Raw genomic sequence first — 20,066 nt, forward strand, 5'->3', positions numbered from 1 at the left:
TGGGCTCTTTTTAGCGTTACCCTTCTGAGTTCAGAGGTTATTCATGTCATGGTATTCCTTCAAACAGACTTACCTGGTTAAGTTCTGGTCACCTGTTCCGGCCGTTATCGCGGCAGGCATTCTCTCTACCTATTATTTCGGTATTACCGGCACCTTCTGGGCTGTTACGGGTGAGTTTACCCGCTGGGGTGGGCAGCTATTACAGCTGGCAGGCGTCCATGCCGAAGAGTGGGGCTACTTCAAACTGATCCATCTTGAGGGCACACCGCTGACCCGCATCGACGGGATGATGATCATTGGCATGTTCGGCGGCTGTTTTGCGGCCGCGCTGTGGGCCAACAACGTTAAGTTGCGCATGCCGAAAAGCCGCATCCGCATTATGCAGGCCGTGGTCGGCGGCATCATTGCCGGGTTTGGCGCTCGTCTGGCGATGGGCTGTAATCTGGCCGCGTTCTTTACCGGCATTCCGCAGTTCTCGCTGCATGCCTGGTTCTTTGCCGTCGCCACCGCCATCGGCTCCTACTTCGGGGCTAAATTCACCCTGCTGCCGCTGTTCCGCATTCCGGTGAAAATGACGAAAGTTAGCGCTGCCTCTCCGTTAACGCAAAAACCCGATCAGGCGCGTCGTCGCTTCCGCCTCGGTATGCTGGTCTTTTTTGCCATGGTTGCCTGGGCGATTTGCACGGCGATGAATCAGCCCAAACTCGGTCTGGCCATGCTGTTCGGCGTCGGTTTTGGTCTGCTGATTGAACGCGCGCAGATCTGCTTTACCTCCGCGTTTCGCGATATGTGGATCACCGGACGAACCATGATGGCGAAGGCGATCATTGCCGGTATGGCCGTGAGCGCGATCGGCATCTTCAGCTACGTTCAGCTCGGCGTAGAACCGAAAATCATGTGGGCGGGCCCAAATGCCGTGATTGGCGGGCTGCTGTTTGGCTTTGGCATCGTGCTGGCGGGCGGGTGTGAAACCGGCTGGATGTATCGCGCTGTGGAAGGCCAGGTGCATTACTGGTGGGTGGGTCTGGGTAACGTGATTGGCTCTACCCTTCTGGCCTGCTACTGGGATGACGTCTCTCCGGTGCTGGCAACAAACTGGGACAAGGTCAACCTGCTGAAAACCTTTGGTCCACTCGGGGGGCTCCTGGTGACCTATGCCCTGCTGCTCATCGCCTTCTTACTGGTTGTTGCACAAGAGAAGCGCTTCTTCCGACGCGCCACCGCCAAAACTGAAACTCAGGAGAATGCCGCATGAAAGAGATCGTGCCTGATTATCGTCTCGATATGGTGGGTGAACCTTGCCCTTACCCGGCCGTCGCCACGCTTGAAGCGCTACCGCAGCTAAAGAAAGGTGAAATTCTGGAAGTGGTGAGCGATTGCCCCCAGTCGATCAATAACATTCCGCTTGATGCCAAAAATCACGGCTATACCGTGCTGGATATCCAGCAGGACGGACCAACCATTCGTTATTTAATTCAGAAGTGATTTCACGATCGAAAAAGGCCTCTCAGAGGCCTTTTCTAGTTTACTGGCTTTGGCCACCGTCGTCGTCTGAGCTTCGGCAGGCATGAATGAATGGTGAGACGTGTTCCGCAAACGGAACAGATAGCACCGTGAGGTAGGCTATGTGCTGGGCTGAACGTCGTGAACTGAAACTGTTTACCTGCACAAACCGGACACTCAAATTTGATGTTGGGGATATCCCCTCCAGACAGGTGTGTGGAACAACCACCATACAGCAATCACCGGCTGACAGGGGATATATCTTCTGTCAGAAACGATAGCCTGCTGAGAACATAAATACCCACGGATCCAGACGGGTATTGATACTTTGCTGCTGCCCGCCAGCTTTAAAGCGCACGTCCGTATCAATGTCCATATACCAGACAGAGGCGTTGATCAGCCAGTCACGATTAATCAGATAATCCAGACCAACCTGTCCCGCCATGCCCCACGAGTCTTTCAGGCTGAGATCGGAGAGCCCGGCCTCTTTACCGGTATCGTTAAATTTCTCATCAAAGAAGGTGGTGTAGTTAACGCCTGCACCAATATAAGGGCGCACCTTGCTGCTGGAATCGCCGAAGTACCACTGCGCCATCAGCGTTGGTGGCAAATGGTGCACCGTGGCAATGTCCCCGGTCGGTCCTAAACCGACGCGGTGACGGAATGGCGTGGCGGCTAAAAGCTCGACGCCAATGTTATCCGTTGCCATATACGTAAACGTCAGGCCTAACTGGGTGTTATTGCTAACGTTAAACCCGCCCATACCCAGCACATTGTCGGACCCTTCCGTTGGACGTACCGTTGCCGAACCGGCACGAATAAAGAATTCACCTGCTTCATGCGCGTAAGCGCCGCCAGAGAGACTGCTTAAGATAAGGGCTGCCACCGCTAATTTTTTCATATCCGCTCCATCGTTGTGGTTTTAATTGCGGAGGAGAATATACTCACAAATGAGTAATAAGTGATCTAACACAGATCACATTAAAACCAGTAAGTTAACATTCATTGATCTAGGTTAATTTTTGGTGACGCCTCATAAAGCAATAAGTTGTTACCGCGTCAATTTTTGGCATTTCATGGTTACAAAATTTTCTGTTTTCCCTCTCTTGCGCTTCCTGTAGCGGCTGGATAATTTATCACTCTCACAATGTGATTTGATGCGTTCTACTTTTGCAGGTGTGCCATGAGTGATCATAACCCGTGCATGACGTGCGGAGCCTGTTGTGCGTATTTTCGAGTCTCTTTCTATTGGGCTGAAGCCAGCGATGGCGGCGGCACCGTTCCGGTCGATCTCACTGAACCCTTAACCCCTTTTCTGCGCTGTATGTGCGGCACCAATCAAAAACAGAGCCGCTGTGTGGCACTGGAAGGTGAACCTGGGGTATCCACCCGCTGCTCCATTTACGCGGATCGCCCCAGCCCGTGTCGCACTTTCGCGATGTCGGGAGAGGATGGGCAGGTCAATGAGGCATGCAATCGCGCCCGCGCCCGCTATGGATTACCGCCGCTTTACAAAGATATGCTTTTCCATACAAGCCTTGATGCTGCCACCAGCGTGTTATCCGGTGTACAATTGCCGGCTAATTAACACCTGCAATACTCAAGGAGAGTGCATGTCTATCACGGCGAAGTCTGTCTACCGTGACACGGGAAATTTTTTCCGCAATCAGTTCATTACCTTTTTACTGATCGCGTTGTTGTGCGCCTTTATTACGGTGGTGCTGGGTCATGCGTTCTCACCCAGTGATGAACAGATTGCCACGCTGAGCCAGGGGGATCATCTTGCAGGCAGCGCAGGGTTGTTTGACCTTGTGCAGAATATGACGCCAGAGCAACAGCAAATCTTGCTGCGCGCATCTGCGGCATCTACCTTCTCGGGTCTGATTGGCAACGCCATTCTGGCGGGTGGCGTGTTGCTGATGATCCAACTGGTATCTGCCGGCCAACGCGTCAGCGCGTTACGTGCAATCGGGGCCAGTGCTCCGGTGCTGCCAAAGCTGTTTATCCTCATCTTCCTGACCACGCTGCTGGTCCAGATGGGGATCATGTTGGTGGTCGTTCCGGGCGTGCTGCTGGCTATCGTGCTTTCATTCGCGCCAGTAATGGTTGTGCAGGACAAACTGGGCATTTTCACCGCCATGCGCAGCAGCATCAGGCTCGCATGGGCCAATATGCGACTGGTCGCCCCGGCCGTTATCAGCTGGCTGCTGGCCAAGACTCTGCTGTTGCTGTTTGCGCCGAATTTTGCGGTGTTAACGCCAAATGTCGGAGCGGTTGTCGCCAATACGCTGAGCAATCTGATTTCAGCCGTGCTGCTGGTCTATTTGTTCCGCCTGTACATGTTAATTCGTCAGTAACTGGGATCGCAGAATGAAGCAGTTTCTTGATTTTTTACCGCTGATCGTATTTTTCGCTTTTTATAAGCTGTACGACATTTATGCCGGCACGCTGGCGCTGATTGTGGCAACGGCTGTGGTGCTGATTTACAGCTGGGTTCGCTATCGCAAAGTTGAAAAGATGGCGCTCATCACCTTCCTGATGGTGGCGGTGTTTGGTGGTCTGACATTGTTCTTCCACAATGATGAATTTATCAAATGGAAGGTCACGGTGATTTACGGCCTGTTTGCGGGCGCACTCCTCATCAGCCAGTGGGTGATGAAGAAGCCACTGATCCAGCGCATGCTGGGGAAAGAACTGACCCTGCCGCAGGCTGTGTGGGGACGTCTGAACATCGCCTGGGCGCTATTTTTTATTCTGTGTGGTCTGGCGAATATCTATATCGCATTCTGGCTGCCGCAGAATATCTGGGTCAACTTCAAGGTGTTTGGCCTGACGGCGCTGACTCTTATCTTCACCCTGCTCAGCGGCGTTTATATTTATCGCCACATGCCGCAGGATGACAAGCACTGATCCTTCTGGCCAGATCGTCACGCGGTCTGGCCTCGTTTCCCGCCTTCTCTTTTCTCTACATCCTTCCTGCGAAAATGTCTGAATTATGAAGATTTTATGGAGATCGCTGTCACTTTATTGTAATGAGAATGACTATCATTAATATTCGTCATCGCATTTTTAACAAATGGAAATGAGTTGATGAATAACATAATAAGATTTGCCCCGGCTACACTTACGCTCGCCATTTTTTCAACGCTATACCAGAGCGCTCACGCAGCGGAAGAGACTCTCACCGATGGTGAAACAATGGTTGTTCAGGCCACCGCTGAAGAGGCGCTGAAGCAACAGCCGGGGGTTTCCATCATCACGGCAAAGGACATAGAAAAGGATCCACCGGTTAACGATCTTTCAGAAATTATTCGCAAAATGCCCGGGGTTAACCTCACCGGAAACAGCGCGACAGGCAGCCGCGGTAACAACCGCCAGATCGACATCCGCGGTATGGGGCCGGAGAACACGCTGATTCTGATTGACGGTGTGCCGGTGACGTCACGTAACTCGGTGCGCTACAGCTGGCGCGGGGAGCGCGACACCCGCGGGGATACTAACTGGGTTCCGCCAGAGATGGTTGAGCGCATTGAAGTGCTCCGGGGACCTGCTGCCGCCCGCTATGGTTCGGGGGCGGCCGGCGGCGTCGTCAACATCATTACCAAACGCCCGACCAACGACTGGCACGGCTCACTCTCCCTGTACACTAACCAGCCTGAAAATGATAAAGAGGGGGCGACAAAACGCGCTAATTTTGATCTGAGCGGCCCCCTTGCGGGCGATGCGTTAACGATGCGCCTGTACGGGAATATCAATAAAACTGACGCAGATGCTCAGGACATCAACACCGCGCAAAATGGCTCTTACGCCGCCGGACGTGAAGGCGTGCGCAACAAGGACATCAATGCCCTGCTCTCCTGGAAACTCACGCCACAGCAGATTATCGATTTCGACTACAGCTACAGCCGCCAGGGCAATATCTACGCGGGTGATACTCAATACAGCAACAGCAACGTCAGCCCTGACGGTCTGGTGTCGTCCCTGTATGGACACGAAACCAACCGAATGTACCGCCAGTCTTATGGCATTACGCACAACGGCATCTGGGACTGGGGTCAGTCAAAGTTCGGTGTCTATTATGAAAAGACCAACAACACCCGCCTGGAAGAAGGCTCTACGGGCAAAGTTGAGGGGATGATCAATAGCGATAAATACGATACCAGCCGGCTGGAGTCATACCGTTCAACGGGTGAGCTGAACATTCCTTTCTTCTGGCTGGTCGAACAGACGCTAACCGTGGGTGCAGAATGGAACCGTGATGAACTGAACGATCCGGCCTCAATGCAGGCGACAAATGTGTCGGGAGAAGTGATTAACGGCGTTCCCGGCACGGCTTCTGAGCGCAACAGCAAAAACAGCGCTGACCTCACCGGCATCTATCTTGAGGACAATATTGAAGCGCGTCAGGGCACCAACCTGATCCCAGGGATCCGCTTTGATTATCACAATCAGTTCGGCAGCAACTGGAGCCCTAGCCTGAACGTCTCTCAGGATTTGGGTGACATGTTCAAGGTTAAAGCGGGTATCGCTCGGGTATTTAAAGCGCCAAACCTGTATCAATCCAGCGAAGGCTATCTGCTTTCCACCCGCGGTAATGGCTGCCCGAACAACGTTTCCGAAGGAAGCTGTTATTTGTTAGGCAACCCGGATCTGGATCCGGAAATCAGCGTGAACAAAGAGATTGGCCTGGCCTTTGCGCTGGAAGGCTACGAGGCTGGCATAACCTGGTTCCGCAACGATTACAAAAACAAGATCGTTTCAGGAACGGATGTGCTGGGCCAGACAAGCAGCGGCGCAAATATCCTTCAGTGGCAGAACGGAGGAAAGGCCGTTGTTGAAGGGCTGGAAGGCAACCTCACCGTCCCTGTTATTCGCGACACGCTAACCTGGCGTACTAATGCGACGTATATGATTCAGTCTAAAAGTAAAGACACCGGTAATCCGTTGTCGATTATCCCCAAATATACCGTCAACACCATGCTGGACTGGGAGGTTAACAGCAAGCTTTCAGCCAACGTAAGCTGGACGATGTACGGCCGCCAGAAGCCCAGAGAAAACGCTGAAATCCGCAAAGAGGAAAATGCGATGTCCAGCAGAGAGATCGGCGCGTATTCCATCGTGGGTATCGGCAGTAACTATCAGCTGACCAAAAACCTGCGCCTGAATGCCGGCATCAGCAACCTCTTTGACAAGCAGATTTACCGTGAAAATGACGGTGCATCGACCTATAACGAACCAGGCCGTGCGTATTACGCAGGCGTGACCCTGTCCTTCTGACCCTAAGGCGCCTGCTCTGCGGGCGCTAACCCTATTCTCTCCAGCCAGAAATCATAGTAGCATCCCGCCTGAAGTCTTCAGTTACGAGTTTAAAAACAATGACAACAAATGACGCCCCACAGGGCGAACTGGTTTTACGCACACTGGCAATGCCTGCGGATACGAATGCCAATGGCGATATTTTTGGCGGCTGGTTGATGTCGCAGATGGATATGGGCGGTGCAATCCTGGCAAAAGAGATTGCACACGGGCGCGTGGTAACCGTCCGGGTCGATGGCATGACCTTCCTGCGTCCTGTCGCGGTGGGGGACGTGGTGTGCTGTTATGCACGCTGCGTAAAACGCGGCACTACGTCTGTCTCCATCAACATTGAAGTCTGGGTGAAAAAAGTCTCTTCTGAACCGATTGGTCAGCGCTATAAGGCGACGGAGGCATTGTTCATCTATGTGGCGGTGGATAGCGACGGTAAGCCCCGCCAGCTTCCACGGAGCTGATCCTCAGGTAAAAAAAAGCCTCCTTGCGGAGGCTTCTTTTATTCCATCTGTGCCCCGCCGTTCAGGCGGAAGACAATGTTCACAATCAACCCATTGCCGGGTTTACCGGCTTCATAGCGCCACCTGCGCATGGCCGATTTAACTTCACGTTCAAACATATTCGCCGGCTGTGCGGACAGGATTTCCACGTTATCGACACGTCCATCGGCCGTAACGTCGAATTTCACCCGTACACGCCCTTCAATACGTAACGCCTGAGCACGTGCCGGGTACTGCGGCTGGTTACGGCTCAGCGCGCGCGGGCCTGCTGGCGCCGTTACCGTCGGTTTTGTCGCGGTCGTGGTGTTATTCATCAGCGGACGTGACGGGGCGGCATTTTCAACCGGCTGCGTGGCGCGTGGCTCAACCGGACGCACTTCGCGTTTCGGACGTTCTTCAACCTTTTTGACCGGCTTGGGTTTTGGCTTCGGCTTAGGTTTCGGCTCCGGCTTATGGATCACCACCGGCGCTTCTTTCGGCGGTTCAGGAACAGGCTCGGGCTCTGGCTCCGGCTCGGGTTCAACAACGGGCTGTGGCGGCGGCGGCGCAACCTGCGGCGGCTCAAGATCCGCAGGCGATACCATGGTCACAGAAATTGGCTGCGCTGGCGCCGGCATTTCAATAACCTGATGAACCGAGGTATAGAGCAGACCCGCCACGACAGCACCGTGAATAACGACGGAAAGCAGCGTCGGCCATGGAAAGCGGCGAGGTAAATCAAGGGTCATCGAAGTCATAATCATCAACGTTAAAAAACCGAACCTTGATTTTAAATGCAAATAGCAATCATATTCAATAAGACACTTTGTCCTGGCGCAATTTAAGCGTACATGAGGGCAAAAAAGGGGCATCCAGATCAGGGTTTTAACATTGTTATTATCTTTACATTGCAGTCATTTGTGCTTTCACATAACGTAATTGTCACTTTTACCGGTTAAGGAGCTTTGCCGTGCTTTACGTGATTTACGCTGAAGATGTACCTGATTCTCTGGAAAAACGTCTTTCCGTTCGCCCTGCCCATCTGGCGCGTTTACAGTTGCTACAGGATGAAGGTCGGTTGCTGACCGCAGGCCCGATGCCTGCCGTTGACAGCAACGATCCGGGCGCGGCGGGTTTTACCGGCTCCACGGTGATTGCCGAGTTTGAATCTCTTGAAGCCGCGCAGGCCTGGGCAGAAGCAGACCCGTACGTCGCAGCCGGCGTGTACGAGAAAGTCACGGTTCGTCCGTATAAAAAAGTATTCTGAAACGAAAGGCTCCCTCGGGAGCCTTTTCTTCATTCAGTGCAGCGACGCCAGCCTCGCCGCAAATCCGACAAACAGCAGGCCTATCAGCCCGTTCCCCAGCTTCGCCAGTTTCTTTTTGGTTTTCAGGTAACGCGTGACAAACGCGCCTGAGAAAATCAGGAAGCTCATGTACATGAAGCTGATCAGCTCAAGCGTTGTGGCGAGGATCAGGAACGACGTGCCGGTATTCTTCGCATTGACATCAATGAACTGCACGAAGAACGACACGTAAAAGAGAATCGCTTTCGGGTTCGTCAGGCTCAGCACCAGCGAACGCTTAAGGATTGCGCTTGCCGGTTCGGCGCTACTTTCGTGCGCATTTTTTTGACGCGTCATAACGGACCAGAGCATTTTTCCGCCCAGCCACAGCAGATAAAACGCGCCCAGATAGCGGACAATATTAAATAATACCGGAGTGGTCTGGATCAACGCGGCGACGCCTGCCCAGGCCAGAAACATCAGCACGGCATCACCAATAAACACACCGGTGGCTGCCAGATAGCCTTTCTTAACGCCGTGGCCAATCCCTGTTTTCAGCACAAACAAGGTGTTCGGTCCTGGAACCAGCACGATAAAAAATGCGCCGACAACATAGGTCCAGAAATTCAGTACACCAAACTCCGCAAACACGTCTTACTCCTTTCGCTCAAAAACAGCGGGGATACCGGTAATTACGGTATCCCCTGAATCAGTTGCGCTATTGTACGCCGTTATAGCCATCAAGATAAGTCGCGGCCAGTTCGTTACCAAATAACAGGGCGTCTTTACTGTCCATGTCCGAAGACCATTTATCCTTCGCGTTGCCTGCGAACAATTCCTGCGACTTCGCATTTTCTTTCAGCTGATCGCGAATGCTTTGCGCGTATTCACTGGCTTCAGCCTGAGTCCGCCCTTCCGCGCGGTCAGCTTTGCCCCGGGCATAAAGCTCGCGGAACTGCGCCACGTTCAGCTGATAATTTTTCTGCACGCTGGAGGTGTAATTGCCGCCAGTAAAGCTGGACTGATGCGACACGAAATAAAACGCGTGCCGTTCGGGTGAGGTTTTGCTGCTGGCACAACCGCTTAATATCGCAATCCCAAAGAGTGCTGCCATTACTTTTCCGTTCATCCTTTTTTCCTTTAATAAAGCCAATGTATTCCCCATGCGAAAACATAATCTGCCAATGAGGAAAATGACGAAAGTCCTAAATCTTCTCTGAGCGCATCCAGCGCCAAAAGTACAATAAAAATCCAGAGATAAGGATTCATCTTTTAATATCATGACGTTATGGGGACTTAGTATATCGCGAAAAGCAAACGGAAGGAGACTGCAAAAATTGATAGCCTGGATGTTTAATGGGCACCTTTACGGTGCCCTTCATGCTTTTCAGATGTCCTGGACTGCGAACAACAGCGCGTTACGGTGTCTGTTCAGGCCACATTTTCTGATGGCGTGGATACGCATATTGCGGCGGGATTGTGCTTCCAGCCAACGAGCCTTACGACGACTCACCTGTCGCAACATGCGCCAGCGCCCAACTTCAGTTCTACTGCGCTTCATGTCTACAACTCTTTCTCTAACAGAGATGCCATTATATGCCTAAGCAGGCGGCAAACCAGCGCTTTTATCTGCCGTTTTTATTTGCCAGATGAATCCTGATGCGTAAACTCATAACATTACGCTTTCAAAAGGATTTTTTATTTATGACAACCTTCTACACCGTGGTGAGTTGGCTGGTCATTTTAGGATACTGGCTGTTAATTGCCGGGGTAACGTTGCGCATTCTGATGAAACGCAGAGCGGTACCTTCCGCCATGGCCTGGCTTCTGATTATCTACATTCTGCCGCTGGTGGGCATCATCGCCTATCTCTCTTTCGGTGAACTTCATCTGGGTAAACGCCGCGCCGAACGCGCCCGCGCCATGTGGCCCTCCACGGCGAAATGGCTTGCCGACCTTAAAGCCTGCAAGCATATCTTCGCTGAAGAGAACAGCAGCGTGGCCGCATCTCTGTTCAAGCTGTGCGAACGCCGCCAGGGGATTGCTGGGGTAAAAGGCAATCAGCTGCAACTGATGACCTCTTCTGATGATGTGATGCAGGCGCTGATCCGTGATATCCAGCTCGCCCGGCATAATATCGAGATGGTGTTTTATATCTGGCAGCCGGGCGGCATGGCGGACCAGGTCGCCGAATCGCTAATGGCCGCTGCACGTCGCGGTATCCACTGCCGCCTGATGCTGGACTCCGCCGGCAGCGTGGCCTTTTTCCGTAGCCCGTGGGCAGGCATGATGCGCAACGCCGGTATCGAGGTGGTCGAGGCGCTTAAAGTGAATCTTTTCCGCGTCTTTCTGCGCCGCATGGATCTCCGCCAGCACCGGAAAATGGTTCTGATCGATAACTATATCGCCTACACCGGCAGCATGAACATGGTTGACCCCCGCTTCTTCAAGCAGGATTCCGGCGTGGGGCAATGGATCGATCTGATGGCGCGGATGGAGGGACCGATCGCGACCTCAATGGGCATCGTCTACTCCTGCGACTGGGAAATTGAAACCGGGAAACGCATTCTTCCCCCGCCGCCGGATGGCAATATCATGCCGTTTGAGGAAGCCAGCGGGCACACTATCCACACTATCGCCTCCGGTCCTGGCTTCCCGGAAGATCTGATCCATCAGGCACTGCTGACCGCCGCGTACTCCGCGCGGGAATATCTGATCATGACCACGCCCTATTTCGTTCCCAGCGACGATCTTCTGCATGCCATCTGTACAGCGGCACAGCGCGGAGTGGATGTGAGCATTATTATGCCACGCAAGAACGATTCGCTGCTGGTCGGGTGGGCAAGCCGCGCGTTCTTTAGTGAGCTGCTGGCCGCAGGCGTTAAAATTTATCAGTTCGAAGGCGGGCTGTTACACACCAAGAGCGTGCTGGTGGACGGAGAGCTGAGCCTGGTGGGTACCGTCAACCTCGATATGCGCAGTCTGTGGCTGAATTTTGAAATTACGCTGGTCATTGATGACGCCGGGTTCGGTGGCGATCTGGCGGCGGTTCAGGACGATTATATCTCCCGCTCACGCCTGCTGGACGCCAGACTGTGGGCGAAACGTCCGCTCTGGCAGCGAATTGCCGAACGACTGTTTTACTTCTTTAGCCCGTTGCTGTAAAACGTGCCCAACGATGTTTAACAGGTAGTCATCATGGAAATGGATCTGAACAATCGCCTGACCGAAGACGAAACGCTCGAACAGGCCTACGATATTTTTCTCGAGCTGGCGGTCGATAATCTCGACCCTGCTGACGTCATTCTTTTCAACCTGCAATTTGAAGAGCGTGGCGGTGCTGAGCTGTTCGATCCGTCTGAAGACTGGGCCGAACACGTCGATTTTGACCTCAATCCGGACTTCTTCGCCGAGGTGGTGATTGGCCTGGCAGATGAAGACGGCGGAGAAATTAACGACATCTTTGCCCGCGTCCTGCTGTGCCGCGAGAAAGACCACAAACTGTGCCATATTCTCTGGCGCGAATAATAAAAAAGGCTGCCCGCGCAGCCTTTTTTATTTAATCCGGTAAAGCATTTCCACAGCGGTGACAAAACCGCGCGCCGGGTTCATGATTCCCCTGCTGACACTTCGGACATTTGCGTTGCTGCTTGCTGTTCTGGAAGGCGCTGCTCATATGGGTGGTAATTAACCCCGTTGGTATCGCTATTACTGAATAGCCGATCAGTATAAGAACCGATGCCACAATACGTCCGAGCGGCGTATGCGGGGTAATATCGCCGTAGCCCACGGTGGTCACCGTGACGATAGCCCAGTAAACAGACGCATTAAGCGTGGTAAACCCGTATTTTGGCCCTTCGATTAAATACATCAGGGAGCCAAAAACGATCATCACGATAGCAATAAACGAATAGAAGAGAATCAGCTGGTGGCGGGCGCTGACAATGGCGACCCAAAAAACCCGCAGCGACGGCATAAAGCGCAGCAGTTTGAGTATTCGTAACACACGAATCGCCCGCATTGCACGCCAGGCAAACACATAATTCAGGCTGATCTCAGGCCACAGCCACATGACATACAGCGGCAGGATGGTGGCTAAATCAATAAACCCCCAGAAGCTGAAAACGTATTTCGCCGGATTTGGCCAGCTAATGACCCTCAGCACATATTCCGCGGTAAACACCAGCGTGACAATCAATTCCAGCCAGACGAAAACGTGCCACTCCTCATACGTCATATGGTACTGCGTTCCGGCGCCGGATTCGATAAAGATAATAATGACGCTAATCAGGGCAAATAAACCACAAAGGCCTTCGAAACGGCGACCGGAAACCGTCTCAGGATCAAATAAAAGGTGATACAGCCGCTGACGGGCCGACGTGAATAATCGCGACACATTAACCTCGAAAAATAAGGGCTGACATCATGTCAGCCCTTGCGATTATAACGGGTCTACTTTCAGGCAGGAAACCGCATGTCGGAAACTGCCCTCCAGAACCGGCCGTGTTTTTGCACATTCCGGCCCGGCTATTGGGCATCGCGTACGGAATACGCAGCCTGAAGGCGGGTTGATTGGCGAAGGCAGTTCACCTTCCAGAAGCTGAATGGTTTTATTTTTTTCCAGATCGGGATCCGGAACGGGAACCGCAGACATCAGCGCTTTGGTATAAGGGTGCAGCGGATTGTGGTACACCTCATCATACGTACCCAGCTCCACGGCGTGGCCCAGATACATGACCAGCACACGGTCCGAAATGTGTTTTACCACCGCCAGATCGTGGGCGATGAAGATCAGCGACAGCCCCATTTCCCGTTGCAGTTTCTGTAGCAGGTTAACCACCTGGGCCTGGATGGAGACGTCCAGCGCCGAAACCGGCTCGTCACAGATAATCAGTTTTGGTTCAAGGATCAACGCGCGTGCGATACCGATACGCTGGCACTGACCGCCGGAAAACTCATGTGGGTAGCGGTTGATGAGGTTAGGCAACAGACCCACCTTGAGCATCATCGCTTTCACCCGATCGCGAACTTCCTGGCGCGGCATCTTCGGATGATAGGTGCGCAGCGGCTCGGCAATGATTTCGCCAATGGTCATACGCGGGTTCAGGGATGCCAGCGGATCCTGGAAAATCATCTGGATGTCGCTGCGCACGTCGCGCCATTCATCCGGCTTCATCCCCAGCAGATCTTTGCCAAGCCAGGCCACTTTCCCGTCGGTGGCTTTCACCAGGCCGATGATCGCACGCGCAAATGTCGATTTGCCGCAGCCAGATTCACCCACCACGCCCAGGGTCTCCCCTTCGTACAGGCGTAGCGTGACGCCATCCACCGCTTTCAGGGTTTTGGCAGGCTGCCAGAACCACTGTTTACCGTCTTTGATATCGAAATGGACCTTCAGGTCAGCGATTTCGAGCAGCACATTTCTTTTTTCGTCGATTGCGTTCATACCAGCTCCTCCAGCGGCTTAAAGCAGGCGCGCAGACGGCCTGGGACAAACGCTTCCAGCGGCGGTGCGCTGTTACAGATTTCCATCGCATGCGGACAACGCGGCTGGAACGGACAGCCTTTTGGCAGACGCAGCAGGTTTGGCGGGTTACCCGGGATAGTCAGCAGCGACTCCCCTTCCGCATCAAGGCGCGGTACGGCATTCAGCAACCCGATAGAGTACGGATGGGCTGGCTGGTAGAACACATCGCGGGCATTACCGTATTCCATCGTGCGACCTGCATACATGACTAACACTTTGTCGCAGATCCCGGCAACGACGCCTAAATCGTGGGTGATCATGATGATGGCGGTGTTGAACTCGCGCTTCAGCTCGTTCAGCAACGTCATGATCTGCGCCTGGACGGTCACGTCCAGAGCGGTGGTCGGTTCATCAGCGATCAGCAGTTTTGGCCGACAAAGCAATGCCATCGCGATCATGACGCGCTGGCGCATACCGCCGGAGAATTCGTGCGGATACATGCGCATGCGCTTACGTGCCTCAGGCATTTTCACCGCATCCAGCATTTTGACGGACTCTTCAAACGCTTCGGCTTTACCCAGCCCCTTGTGGAGCATCAGCACTTCCATCAGCTGTTCGCCCACACGCATATAGGGGTTCAGGGACGTCATCGGATCCTGGAAAATCATTGAAATCTGCTCCGCGCGCAGCTTATTCAGCTCATGTTCCGGCAAATTCAGGATCTCTTTTCCGTTAAACGTCGCCGAACCACCGATCACGCCGTTTGACGCCAGCAGGCCCATCAGCGCGAATGCGGTCTGGGATTTACCGGAACCGGATTCGCCCACAATGCCCAGCGTTTCACCGGCACGCAGGTCGAAGTTGAGATCGTTAACGGCAGTAACATCACCGTCGGGGGTTTTAAACGTCACGCGGAGGTCTTTAACGTCCAGCAGTGCGCTGGTCCGCTGTTGCGCCTGTGGCGCGGTTGCCGTTTCAATAATAGTCATGACGGCGCTCCTTAACGGTCTTTCGGGTCGAGGGCATCACGCAGGCCATCGCCGATAAAGTTGAAACAGAACAGGGTGACGACCAGGAAGCCCGCCGGATACAGGAGTAACCACGGTGACACTTCCATGGAGTTTGCGCCATCACTTAACAGAGCGCCCCAGCTACTCAGCGGCTCTTGCGTACCTAATCCCAGGAAGCTCAGGAAAGATTCAAACAGGATCATACTTGGCACCAACAGGGAGGCGTATACCACCACCACGCCCAGCACGTTAGGAACGATATGACGCACCACAATATTGGCGGTAGAAACGCCACCAACCTGTGCGGCTTCGATAAACTCCTTACGTTTGAGGCTCAGCGTCTGGCCGCGCACAATACGCGCCATATCCAGCCAGGACACCATCCCGATCGCCACGAAGATCAGCAGGATATTTTGACCAAAGAAGGTCACCAGCAGAATGACGAAGAACATGAACGGGAAGGAGTTCAGGATTTCTAGCAGACGCATCATCACGGAGTCCACTTTCCCGCCGAGGTATCCGGAAAGCGAACCGTAAAGCGTGCCGACGATCACCGCCACCAGCGCCGCCGCGATGCCAACCATCAGGGAGATACGGCCGCCAATCGCCACACGCACCAGCAAATCACGCCCGGAAGAGTCGGTACCGAAATAGTGCCCGGATTCCATATCCGGCGCGCTGGACATCATGCCCCAGTCCGTATCGAAATAGGTGAACTGAGAGAGCATTGGCGCCAGGGTGACAAACAGCGCAATAAGCACCAGCACGACCAGGCTGGCAACGGCGGCGCGGTTATGCATAAAACGACGGCGGGCGTCCTGCCAAAGGCTACGACCTTCAACCTCCAGCTTTTCACTGAAGTTTTCCAGCGCCTCGCTGTTTTTCTTACTCAACATCATGGCGTGCTCCAGTTAGTAACGGATTTTAGGGTCGATAACGGCATACAGCACATCGACAACGGCATTAAACAGAATGGTCAGCGCGCCCACGAGGATCGTCAGGCTCAGCACCAGCGAATAGTCACGGTTAAGCGCCCCGTTAACAAACAGCTGCCCGATGCCCGGCAGACCATAAATGGTTTCAATCACCATTGAACCGGTGATAATGCCGACGAAAGCAGGCCCCATATAGGAGAGTACCGGTAACAGTGCAGGCTTGAGGGCATGACGGAAAATAATCCGGCGCATCGGCAGCCCTTTCGCACGGGCGGTACGGATGAAGTTCGAATGCAGGACTTCAATCATTGAACCGCGGGTAATACGGGCGATACTGGCGATGTAGGCCAGAGATAATGCCACCATCGGCAATATCATGAACTTCAGCGCCCCGCCGTTCCAGCCGCCTCCGGGAAGCCATTTCAGGGTTATGGCGAATATCATGACCAGCAACGGCGCAACAACGAAGCTGGGGATAACCACCCCGGTCATTGCGACCCCCATTACGGCGTAATCCCATCGGGTATTTTGTTTAAGCGCGGCGATAACGCCCGCAGTGACACCGAGAACAACGGCCAGGATAAATGCAGCAGCTCCTAATTTAGCCGATACCGGGAAGCTGGACGCCACCAGGTCGTTAACGGAATAGTCTTTATATTTAAATGACGGACCAAAATCACCGTGTGCAAGCTGCTTCAGATAGTTGAAGTACTGCGTGGTGATAGGATCGTTTAAATGGTATTTCGCTTCGATGTTGGCCATAACTTCTGGCGGAAGCGTGCGTTCACCGGTAAAAGGACTGCCCGGTGCAAGACGCATCATGAAGAAGGAAATTGTAATTAGAATAAATAACGTTGGAATCGCTTCAAGACAGCGACGCAGGATAAATTTCAACATTGCCCGTACCTTCTGGCGTGTGCCTGATGAATGTTACAAAATAGACACAGTGGGGCAAGCTCGCTCGCCCCACGTATTGCCATTAATGCTTGATAATATAAAGATTCTTAACGGAAATATTATCCAACGGGTCTTTACCGGTATAACCCCCTACCCATGGTTTCACCAGGCGGGCGTTAACGTAGTAGTAAACCGGAACGATCGCAGAGTCTTTATCGAGCTGTTGTTCTGATTTCGCGTACAGATCGGCGCGCTGGGCGTCATCTGCCACCTTCAGGGTTTCGCCAATCAGCTTATCAAACGCCGGGCTCTTATAGTGTGCGGTGTTGTTCGAACTGTCGCTCAGCATGGTGTTCAGGAATGAGGTCGGTTCGTTATAGTCCGCACACCATCCTGCACGTGCCACGTCAAAGGTTCCCTGGTGGCGCGTATCGAGGAAGGTCTTCCATTCCTGGTTTTCCAGCTTCACGTTCACGCCGAGGTTTTTCTTCCAGATAGACGCGACGGCAATAGCCAGCTTTTTATGCAGATCGGAGGTGTTGTACAGCAGGCTAAAGGTCAGCGGCTTGTCGGCGGTATAGCCAGCTTCAGCCAGCAGTTTTTTCGCTTCTTCGTTACGTTTTTCCTGGGACCATTTGAACCATTCAGGTTCAACCAGCTTCATACCGTCGGTGTAAGGCGGGGTGTAGCTGTAAGCTGGCAGGTCGCCCTGATTCTTCACTTTATTCACGATAATGTCGCGATCCAGAGCCAGCTTCAGTGCGGTACGAACACGTACGTCGGTGAACGGTGCTTTCTGGTTGTTAATTTCGTAATAGTAGGTGCACAGATACGGATCGACGTGAACTTCTTTCGGGATCTCTTTTTTCAGCTTCTGGAACAGTTCAATCGGCATGTTGTTATAGGTCATGTCGATTTCACCACTGCGGTAGCGGTTTACGTCCGTCACTTCAGAAGAGATTGGCAGGTAGGTGACCTGATTGATAACGGTCTTCGCATTATCCCAATACTGCGGGTTGCGCTCCAGCACCATACGTTCGTTAACGACCCAGTCCTTCAGCTTATATGCACCGTTGGTCACGATATTCGCAGGCTGCGTCCATTTTTCACCAAATTTTTCCACCGCGGATTTTGGTACCGGGGAGACGGACGGGTGAACCAGCAGCTTATAGAAGTACGGAACAGGTTCGCTCAACGTCACTTCAAAGGTGTTGGCATCGATGGCTTTTACGCCCAGGTCGGTTACTGGCTTTTTACCCGTGATGATGTCATCGATATTGGCAATATGGCCATACTGGAGGTAACTCGCATACGGGGAGGCGGTATTCGGATCCGCCAGACGCTGCCAGCTATAGACGAAATCTTCGGCGGTAACCGGCGTACCGTCGGACCATTTGGCATCTTTACGCAGATGGAAGGTCCAGACTTTGAAATCTTTGTTGTCCCATTTTTCCGCCACGCCCGGAGCCGGGTGGCCGTCTACGTCAGTCACCAGCAGACCTTCAAACAGATCGCGGTTAACGTTAGACTCTGGAACACCTTCAATTTTGTGCGGATCAAGAGACTGCACTTCCGCACCGTTATTACGTACCAGCGTTTGCTTCTCAGCCAGCTGAACACCAGCAGGAACGTCCGCAGCCATTGCAGCGTTGCCCGCGATTAGCGCAGTTAAAATCCCCGCCGCTACCAGACTTTTTTTTGTGATGATGGACATTGTGTTGATACTCCACTCATTATAATGACTGACCTTCGCCAGTTGTGTAATCCCCTGTTGGGGCCTGTACAGCGCAGGAGTTTTTTTTGCTACTGTCAGGTTCTTTTTTTACTTCTTGCTATCACCGACTTCATTATTACTGACCGCTCGAACGGCGGTCTTGCGTCGATTCTTTACACCGCTCCCCTGTCAGAGAGATGCGTTGGATATCTTACGTGAGGGCTATATGAAAATAGTTCTCATCAACTTGTTTAATGCTGCAAAATATAAGGCCGGAAAGTACCAAATGGTGCCAACTCTCGCCAATACATTTTGCAAATTTGTTAAGCATTTCTCTTTTACGATGGCTGGCATAACTAAGGCGCCAACCCTGGCTTACGCCGAAATCAACAAAAAGAGATATAATTCATACAGATAAGAAATTTTGTTGCTCCAAACGCGACGACATGGCTTAGTTGAACGACTTTTCACGATAATTTAACAATTGATTATTATTTAGCACATTCGTCTGAGTCAGCATCGAAATTACTAATATCATTTCGGTTATCTGTCAGCAAGCCCCAGAGTATCATGTGAGTAAAATAACAGAGGGTTTGAGGGATTTATGCGCGGCAAGGGAAAATGAAAATAAACAACCTCTTGAAAAACAACAAAAGAGAGTTATTAGTAGAACTTATTATGACTGGCGCCTATTTCAACTTTATTTATATGATTTGCAGATAATCACGTAAAAAAAACGGAGCCGCTGGCTCCGCTCTTTCAAATGAAAGTCAGTGTACTAACCCGGGGAAAATACTTTTTATACCGGTAACGATAAATTCGATGCCCAACGCCATTAACAACAGACCCATGATACGGGTAATCACGTTGATGCCCGTTTGTCCCAGCAAGCGAACCAGCCATGGCGCCATACGAAATACGCCCCAGCAGCACAGCGCGAACAGCGCAATGGCGACGGAAAAGCCAATCAGGTGCATCAGGCTGTGGTAGCGCGTTCCCCAGACAATGGTGGAACTGATCGCCCCCGGGCCCGCCATCAGCGGCAGTGCCAGTGGCACAACCCCAATGCTCTCGCGGATAGCTGTCTCTGATTTTTCCTGTTTGTTCTGTTTATCCTCCCCCAGCTTGCCGCTGATCATCGACATGGCAATCGTCACCACCAGGATCCCGCCTGCTATACGGAACGAATCAATCGAGATGCCGAAGACCTGAAGAATGGCGTCCCCGAGATAAAGAGACGTAAGTAGGATGATCGCCACCGACAGGTTTGCCGTCAGGTTGGTTTTATTTCGTGCCGCAGCCGTCTGATAGCTGGTCATACTGATGAAGACAGGGATGATCCCTACCGGGTTAACCAGAGCAAACAAGCCGATAAAAAACTTGAAATATGTAGGGAAATCAAAGAGCGTTTGAATCACATTAAGCTCCGCAATTGAGCATGTCCAGGGAGAAACTGCGTGTCATGA

General features: G+C 52.6%; 23 protein-coding genes and 1 pseudogene. 10 read left to right on the forward strand and 14 right to left on the reverse strand.

Annotated elements, in window-relative coordinates; translation table 11 throughout:
* The first annotated feature begins 43 nt into the window (after positions 1-43).
* Together yedE and yedF are read left to right on the forward strand one after the other, a co-directional pair.
* The gene (gene yedE, locus O1724_RS12935; protein ID WP_022651357.1) at positions 44-1,255 is read left to right on the forward strand and encodes a selenium metabolism membrane protein YedE/FdhT; all 1,212 of its coding nucleotides are present in this window, start codon (positions 44-46) and stop codon (positions 1,253-1,255) included.
* Complete coding sequence (gene yedF, locus O1724_RS12940; RefSeq protein WP_003856774.1) at positions 1,252-1,485, forward strand: sulfurtransferase-like selenium metabolism protein YedF; 234 nt, start codon at positions 1,252-1,254, stop codon at positions 1,483-1,485. The genes yedE and yedF overlap by 4 nt, the downstream gene beginning before the upstream one ends.
* A gap of 35 nt (positions 1,486-1,520) precedes the next feature.
* Here yedF and ymcF read toward each other — a convergent pair whose 3' ends face one another.
* Both ymcF and ompW read right to left on the reverse strand, forming a co-directional pair.
* Complete coding sequence (gene ymcF, locus O1724_RS12945) at positions 1,521-1,742, reverse strand: cold shock small protein YmcF (RefSeq protein ID WP_463726345.1); 222 nt, start codon at positions 1,740-1,742, stop codon at positions 1,521-1,523.
* A 29-nt stretch (positions 1,743-1,771) separates the two neighbouring features.
* Entirely contained in the window at positions 1,772-2,404 is a 633-nt protein-coding gene (gene ompW / locus O1724_RS12950; protein WP_003856769.1) for an outer membrane protein OmpW, read from the reverse strand.
* 282 nt (positions 2,405-2,686) lie between these two features.
* On the opposite strand from ompW, the gene O1724_RS12955 reads away from it, so the two are divergent.
* The 5 genes from O1724_RS12955 (at position 2,687) to yciA (ending at position 7,274) form a co-directional block, all read left to right on the forward strand.
* Entirely contained in the window at positions 2,687-3,091 is a 405-nt protein-coding gene (locus tag O1724_RS12955; RefSeq protein WP_023314254.1) for a YkgJ family cysteine cluster protein, read from the forward strand.
* A 25-nt stretch (positions 3,092-3,116) separates the two neighbouring features.
* Entirely contained in the window at positions 3,117-3,860 is a 744-nt protein-coding gene (locus tag O1724_RS12960) for a YciC family protein (RefSeq protein ID WP_003856765.1), read from the forward strand.
* Between the two features lie 13 nt (positions 3,861-3,873).
* The gene (locus tag O1724_RS12965; protein WP_003856762.1) at positions 3,874-4,413 is read left to right on the forward strand and encodes a septation protein A; all 540 of its coding nucleotides are present in this window, start codon (positions 3,874-3,876) and stop codon (positions 4,411-4,413) included.
* 180 nt (positions 4,414-4,593) lie between these two features.
* Positions 4,594-6,780 (forward strand): TonB-dependent siderophore receptor, encoded by a 2,187-nt coding sequence (locus O1724_RS12970; protein WP_126297048.1) that lies wholly within the window; start codon positions 4,594-4,596, stop codon positions 6,778-6,780.
* A 98-nt stretch (positions 6,781-6,878) separates the two neighbouring features.
* Positions 6,879-7,274: an acyl-CoA thioester hydrolase YciA gene (gene yciA, locus O1724_RS12975; protein ID WP_023314256.1), complete on the forward strand. Its 396-nt coding sequence runs from the start codon at positions 6,879-6,881 to the stop codon at positions 7,272-7,274.
* 38 nt (positions 7,275-7,312) lie between these two features.
* Here yciA and tonB read toward each other — a convergent pair whose 3' ends face one another.
* On the reverse strand, positions 7,313-8,041 hold the full coding sequence (gene tonB / locus O1724_RS12980; protein WP_017384230.1) for a TonB system transport protein TonB: 729 nt from the start codon (positions 8,039-8,041) through the stop codon (positions 7,313-7,315).
* A gap of 221 nt (positions 8,042-8,262) precedes the next feature.
* Here tonB and O1724_RS12985 point away from each other — a divergent pair, with 221 nt between their 5' ends.
* The gene (locus O1724_RS12985) at positions 8,263-8,559 is read left to right on the forward strand and encodes a YciI family protein (RefSeq protein WP_003856755.1); all 297 of its coding nucleotides are present in this window, start codon (positions 8,263-8,265) and stop codon (positions 8,557-8,559) included.
* Positions 8,560-8,592: 33 nt separating this feature from the next.
* On the opposite strand, the gene leuE is transcribed toward O1724_RS12985, so the two are convergent.
* From leuE to O1724_RS13005, 4 genes are all read right to left on the reverse strand, one after another.
* Entirely contained in the window at positions 8,593-9,228 is a 636-nt protein-coding gene (gene leuE, locus O1724_RS12990; RefSeq protein ID WP_006810877.1) for a leucine efflux protein LeuE, read from the reverse strand.
* Positions 9,229-9,295: 67 nt separating this feature from the next.
* The gene (locus O1724_RS12995; protein ID WP_032609416.1) at positions 9,296-9,706 is read right to left on the reverse strand and encodes an Exc2 family lipoprotein; all 411 of its coding nucleotides are present in this window, start codon (positions 9,704-9,706) and stop codon (positions 9,296-9,298) included.
* A gap of 11 nt (positions 9,707-9,717) precedes the next feature.
* Complete coding sequence (locus O1724_RS13000) at positions 9,718-9,846, reverse strand: KPN_01571 family protein (RefSeq protein ID WP_208985927.1); 129 nt, start codon at positions 9,844-9,846, stop codon at positions 9,718-9,720.
* Positions 9,847-9,964: 118 nt separating this feature from the next.
* Positions 9,965-10,138, reverse strand: coding sequence for a YciY family protein (locus O1724_RS13005; protein WP_017384232.1), 174 nt, complete (start codon positions 10,136-10,138; stop codon positions 9,965-9,967).
* A gap of 143 nt (positions 10,139-10,281) precedes the next feature.
* Between O1724_RS13005 and cls the strand changes: the two genes are divergently transcribed.
* Positions 10,282-11,742: a cardiolipin synthase gene (gene cls, locus O1724_RS13010; RefSeq protein WP_003856750.1), complete on the forward strand. Its 1,461-nt coding sequence runs from the start codon at positions 10,282-10,284 to the stop codon at positions 11,740-11,742.
* Between the two features lie 33 nt (positions 11,743-11,775).
* Positions 11,776-12,105 (forward strand): HI1450 family dsDNA-mimic protein, encoded by a 330-nt coding sequence (locus tag O1724_RS13015; protein ID WP_006810881.1) that lies wholly within the window; start codon positions 11,776-11,778, stop codon positions 12,103-12,105.
* A gap of 31 nt (positions 12,106-12,136) precedes the next feature.
* Here the strand turns inward: O1724_RS13015 and O1724_RS13020 are convergent.
* From O1724_RS13020 to O1724_RS13050, 7 genes and pseudogenes are all read right to left on the reverse strand, one after another.
* A pseudogene (locus O1724_RS13020) lies at positions 12,137-13,004 on the reverse strand (ion transporter).
* Positions 13,005-13,018: 14 nt separating this feature from the next.
* Positions 13,019-14,023 carry a murein tripeptide/oligopeptide ABC transporter ATP-binding protein OppF gene (gene oppF / locus O1724_RS13025; RefSeq protein WP_003856743.1) on the reverse strand — a complete coding sequence of 335 codons (1,005 nt, stop codon included), beginning with the start codon at positions 14,021-14,023 and terminating at the stop codon, positions 13,019-13,021.
* Positions 14,020-15,033, reverse strand: coding sequence for an ABC transporter ATP-binding protein (gene oppD, locus O1724_RS13030; RefSeq protein ID WP_003856742.1), 1,014 nt, complete (start codon positions 15,031-15,033; stop codon positions 14,020-14,022). Before oppD ends, oppF begins: the two co-directional genes overlap by 4 nt.
* A gap of 11 nt (positions 15,034-15,044) precedes the next feature.
* A complete protein-coding gene (gene oppC, locus O1724_RS13035) occupies positions 15,045-15,953 on the reverse strand; it encodes an oligopeptide ABC transporter permease OppC (protein WP_003856740.1) in 909 nt (302 codons plus the stop codon).
* 12 nt (positions 15,954-15,965) lie between these two features.
* A complete protein-coding gene (gene oppB / locus O1724_RS13040) occupies positions 15,966-16,886 on the reverse strand; it encodes an oligopeptide ABC transporter permease OppB (protein ID WP_003856738.1) in 921 nt (306 codons plus the stop codon).
* An 82-nt stretch (positions 16,887-16,968) separates the two neighbouring features.
* Positions 16,969-18,600: an oligopeptide ABC transporter substrate-binding protein OppA gene (oppA, locus tag O1724_RS13045; protein ID WP_003856736.1), complete on the reverse strand. Its 1,632-nt coding sequence runs from the start codon at positions 18,598-18,600 to the stop codon at positions 16,969-16,971.
* 770 nt (positions 18,601-19,370) lie between these two features.
* Positions 19,371-20,018, reverse strand: a complete 648-nt coding sequence (locus O1724_RS13050; RefSeq protein ID WP_017384236.1) for a YchE family NAAT transporter — start codon at positions 20,016-20,018, stop codon at positions 19,371-19,373.
* Positions 20,019-20,066: the final 48 nt, after the last annotated feature.

The organism is Enterobacter cloacae complex sp. HYC074_NIDB (assembly GCF_056673345.1).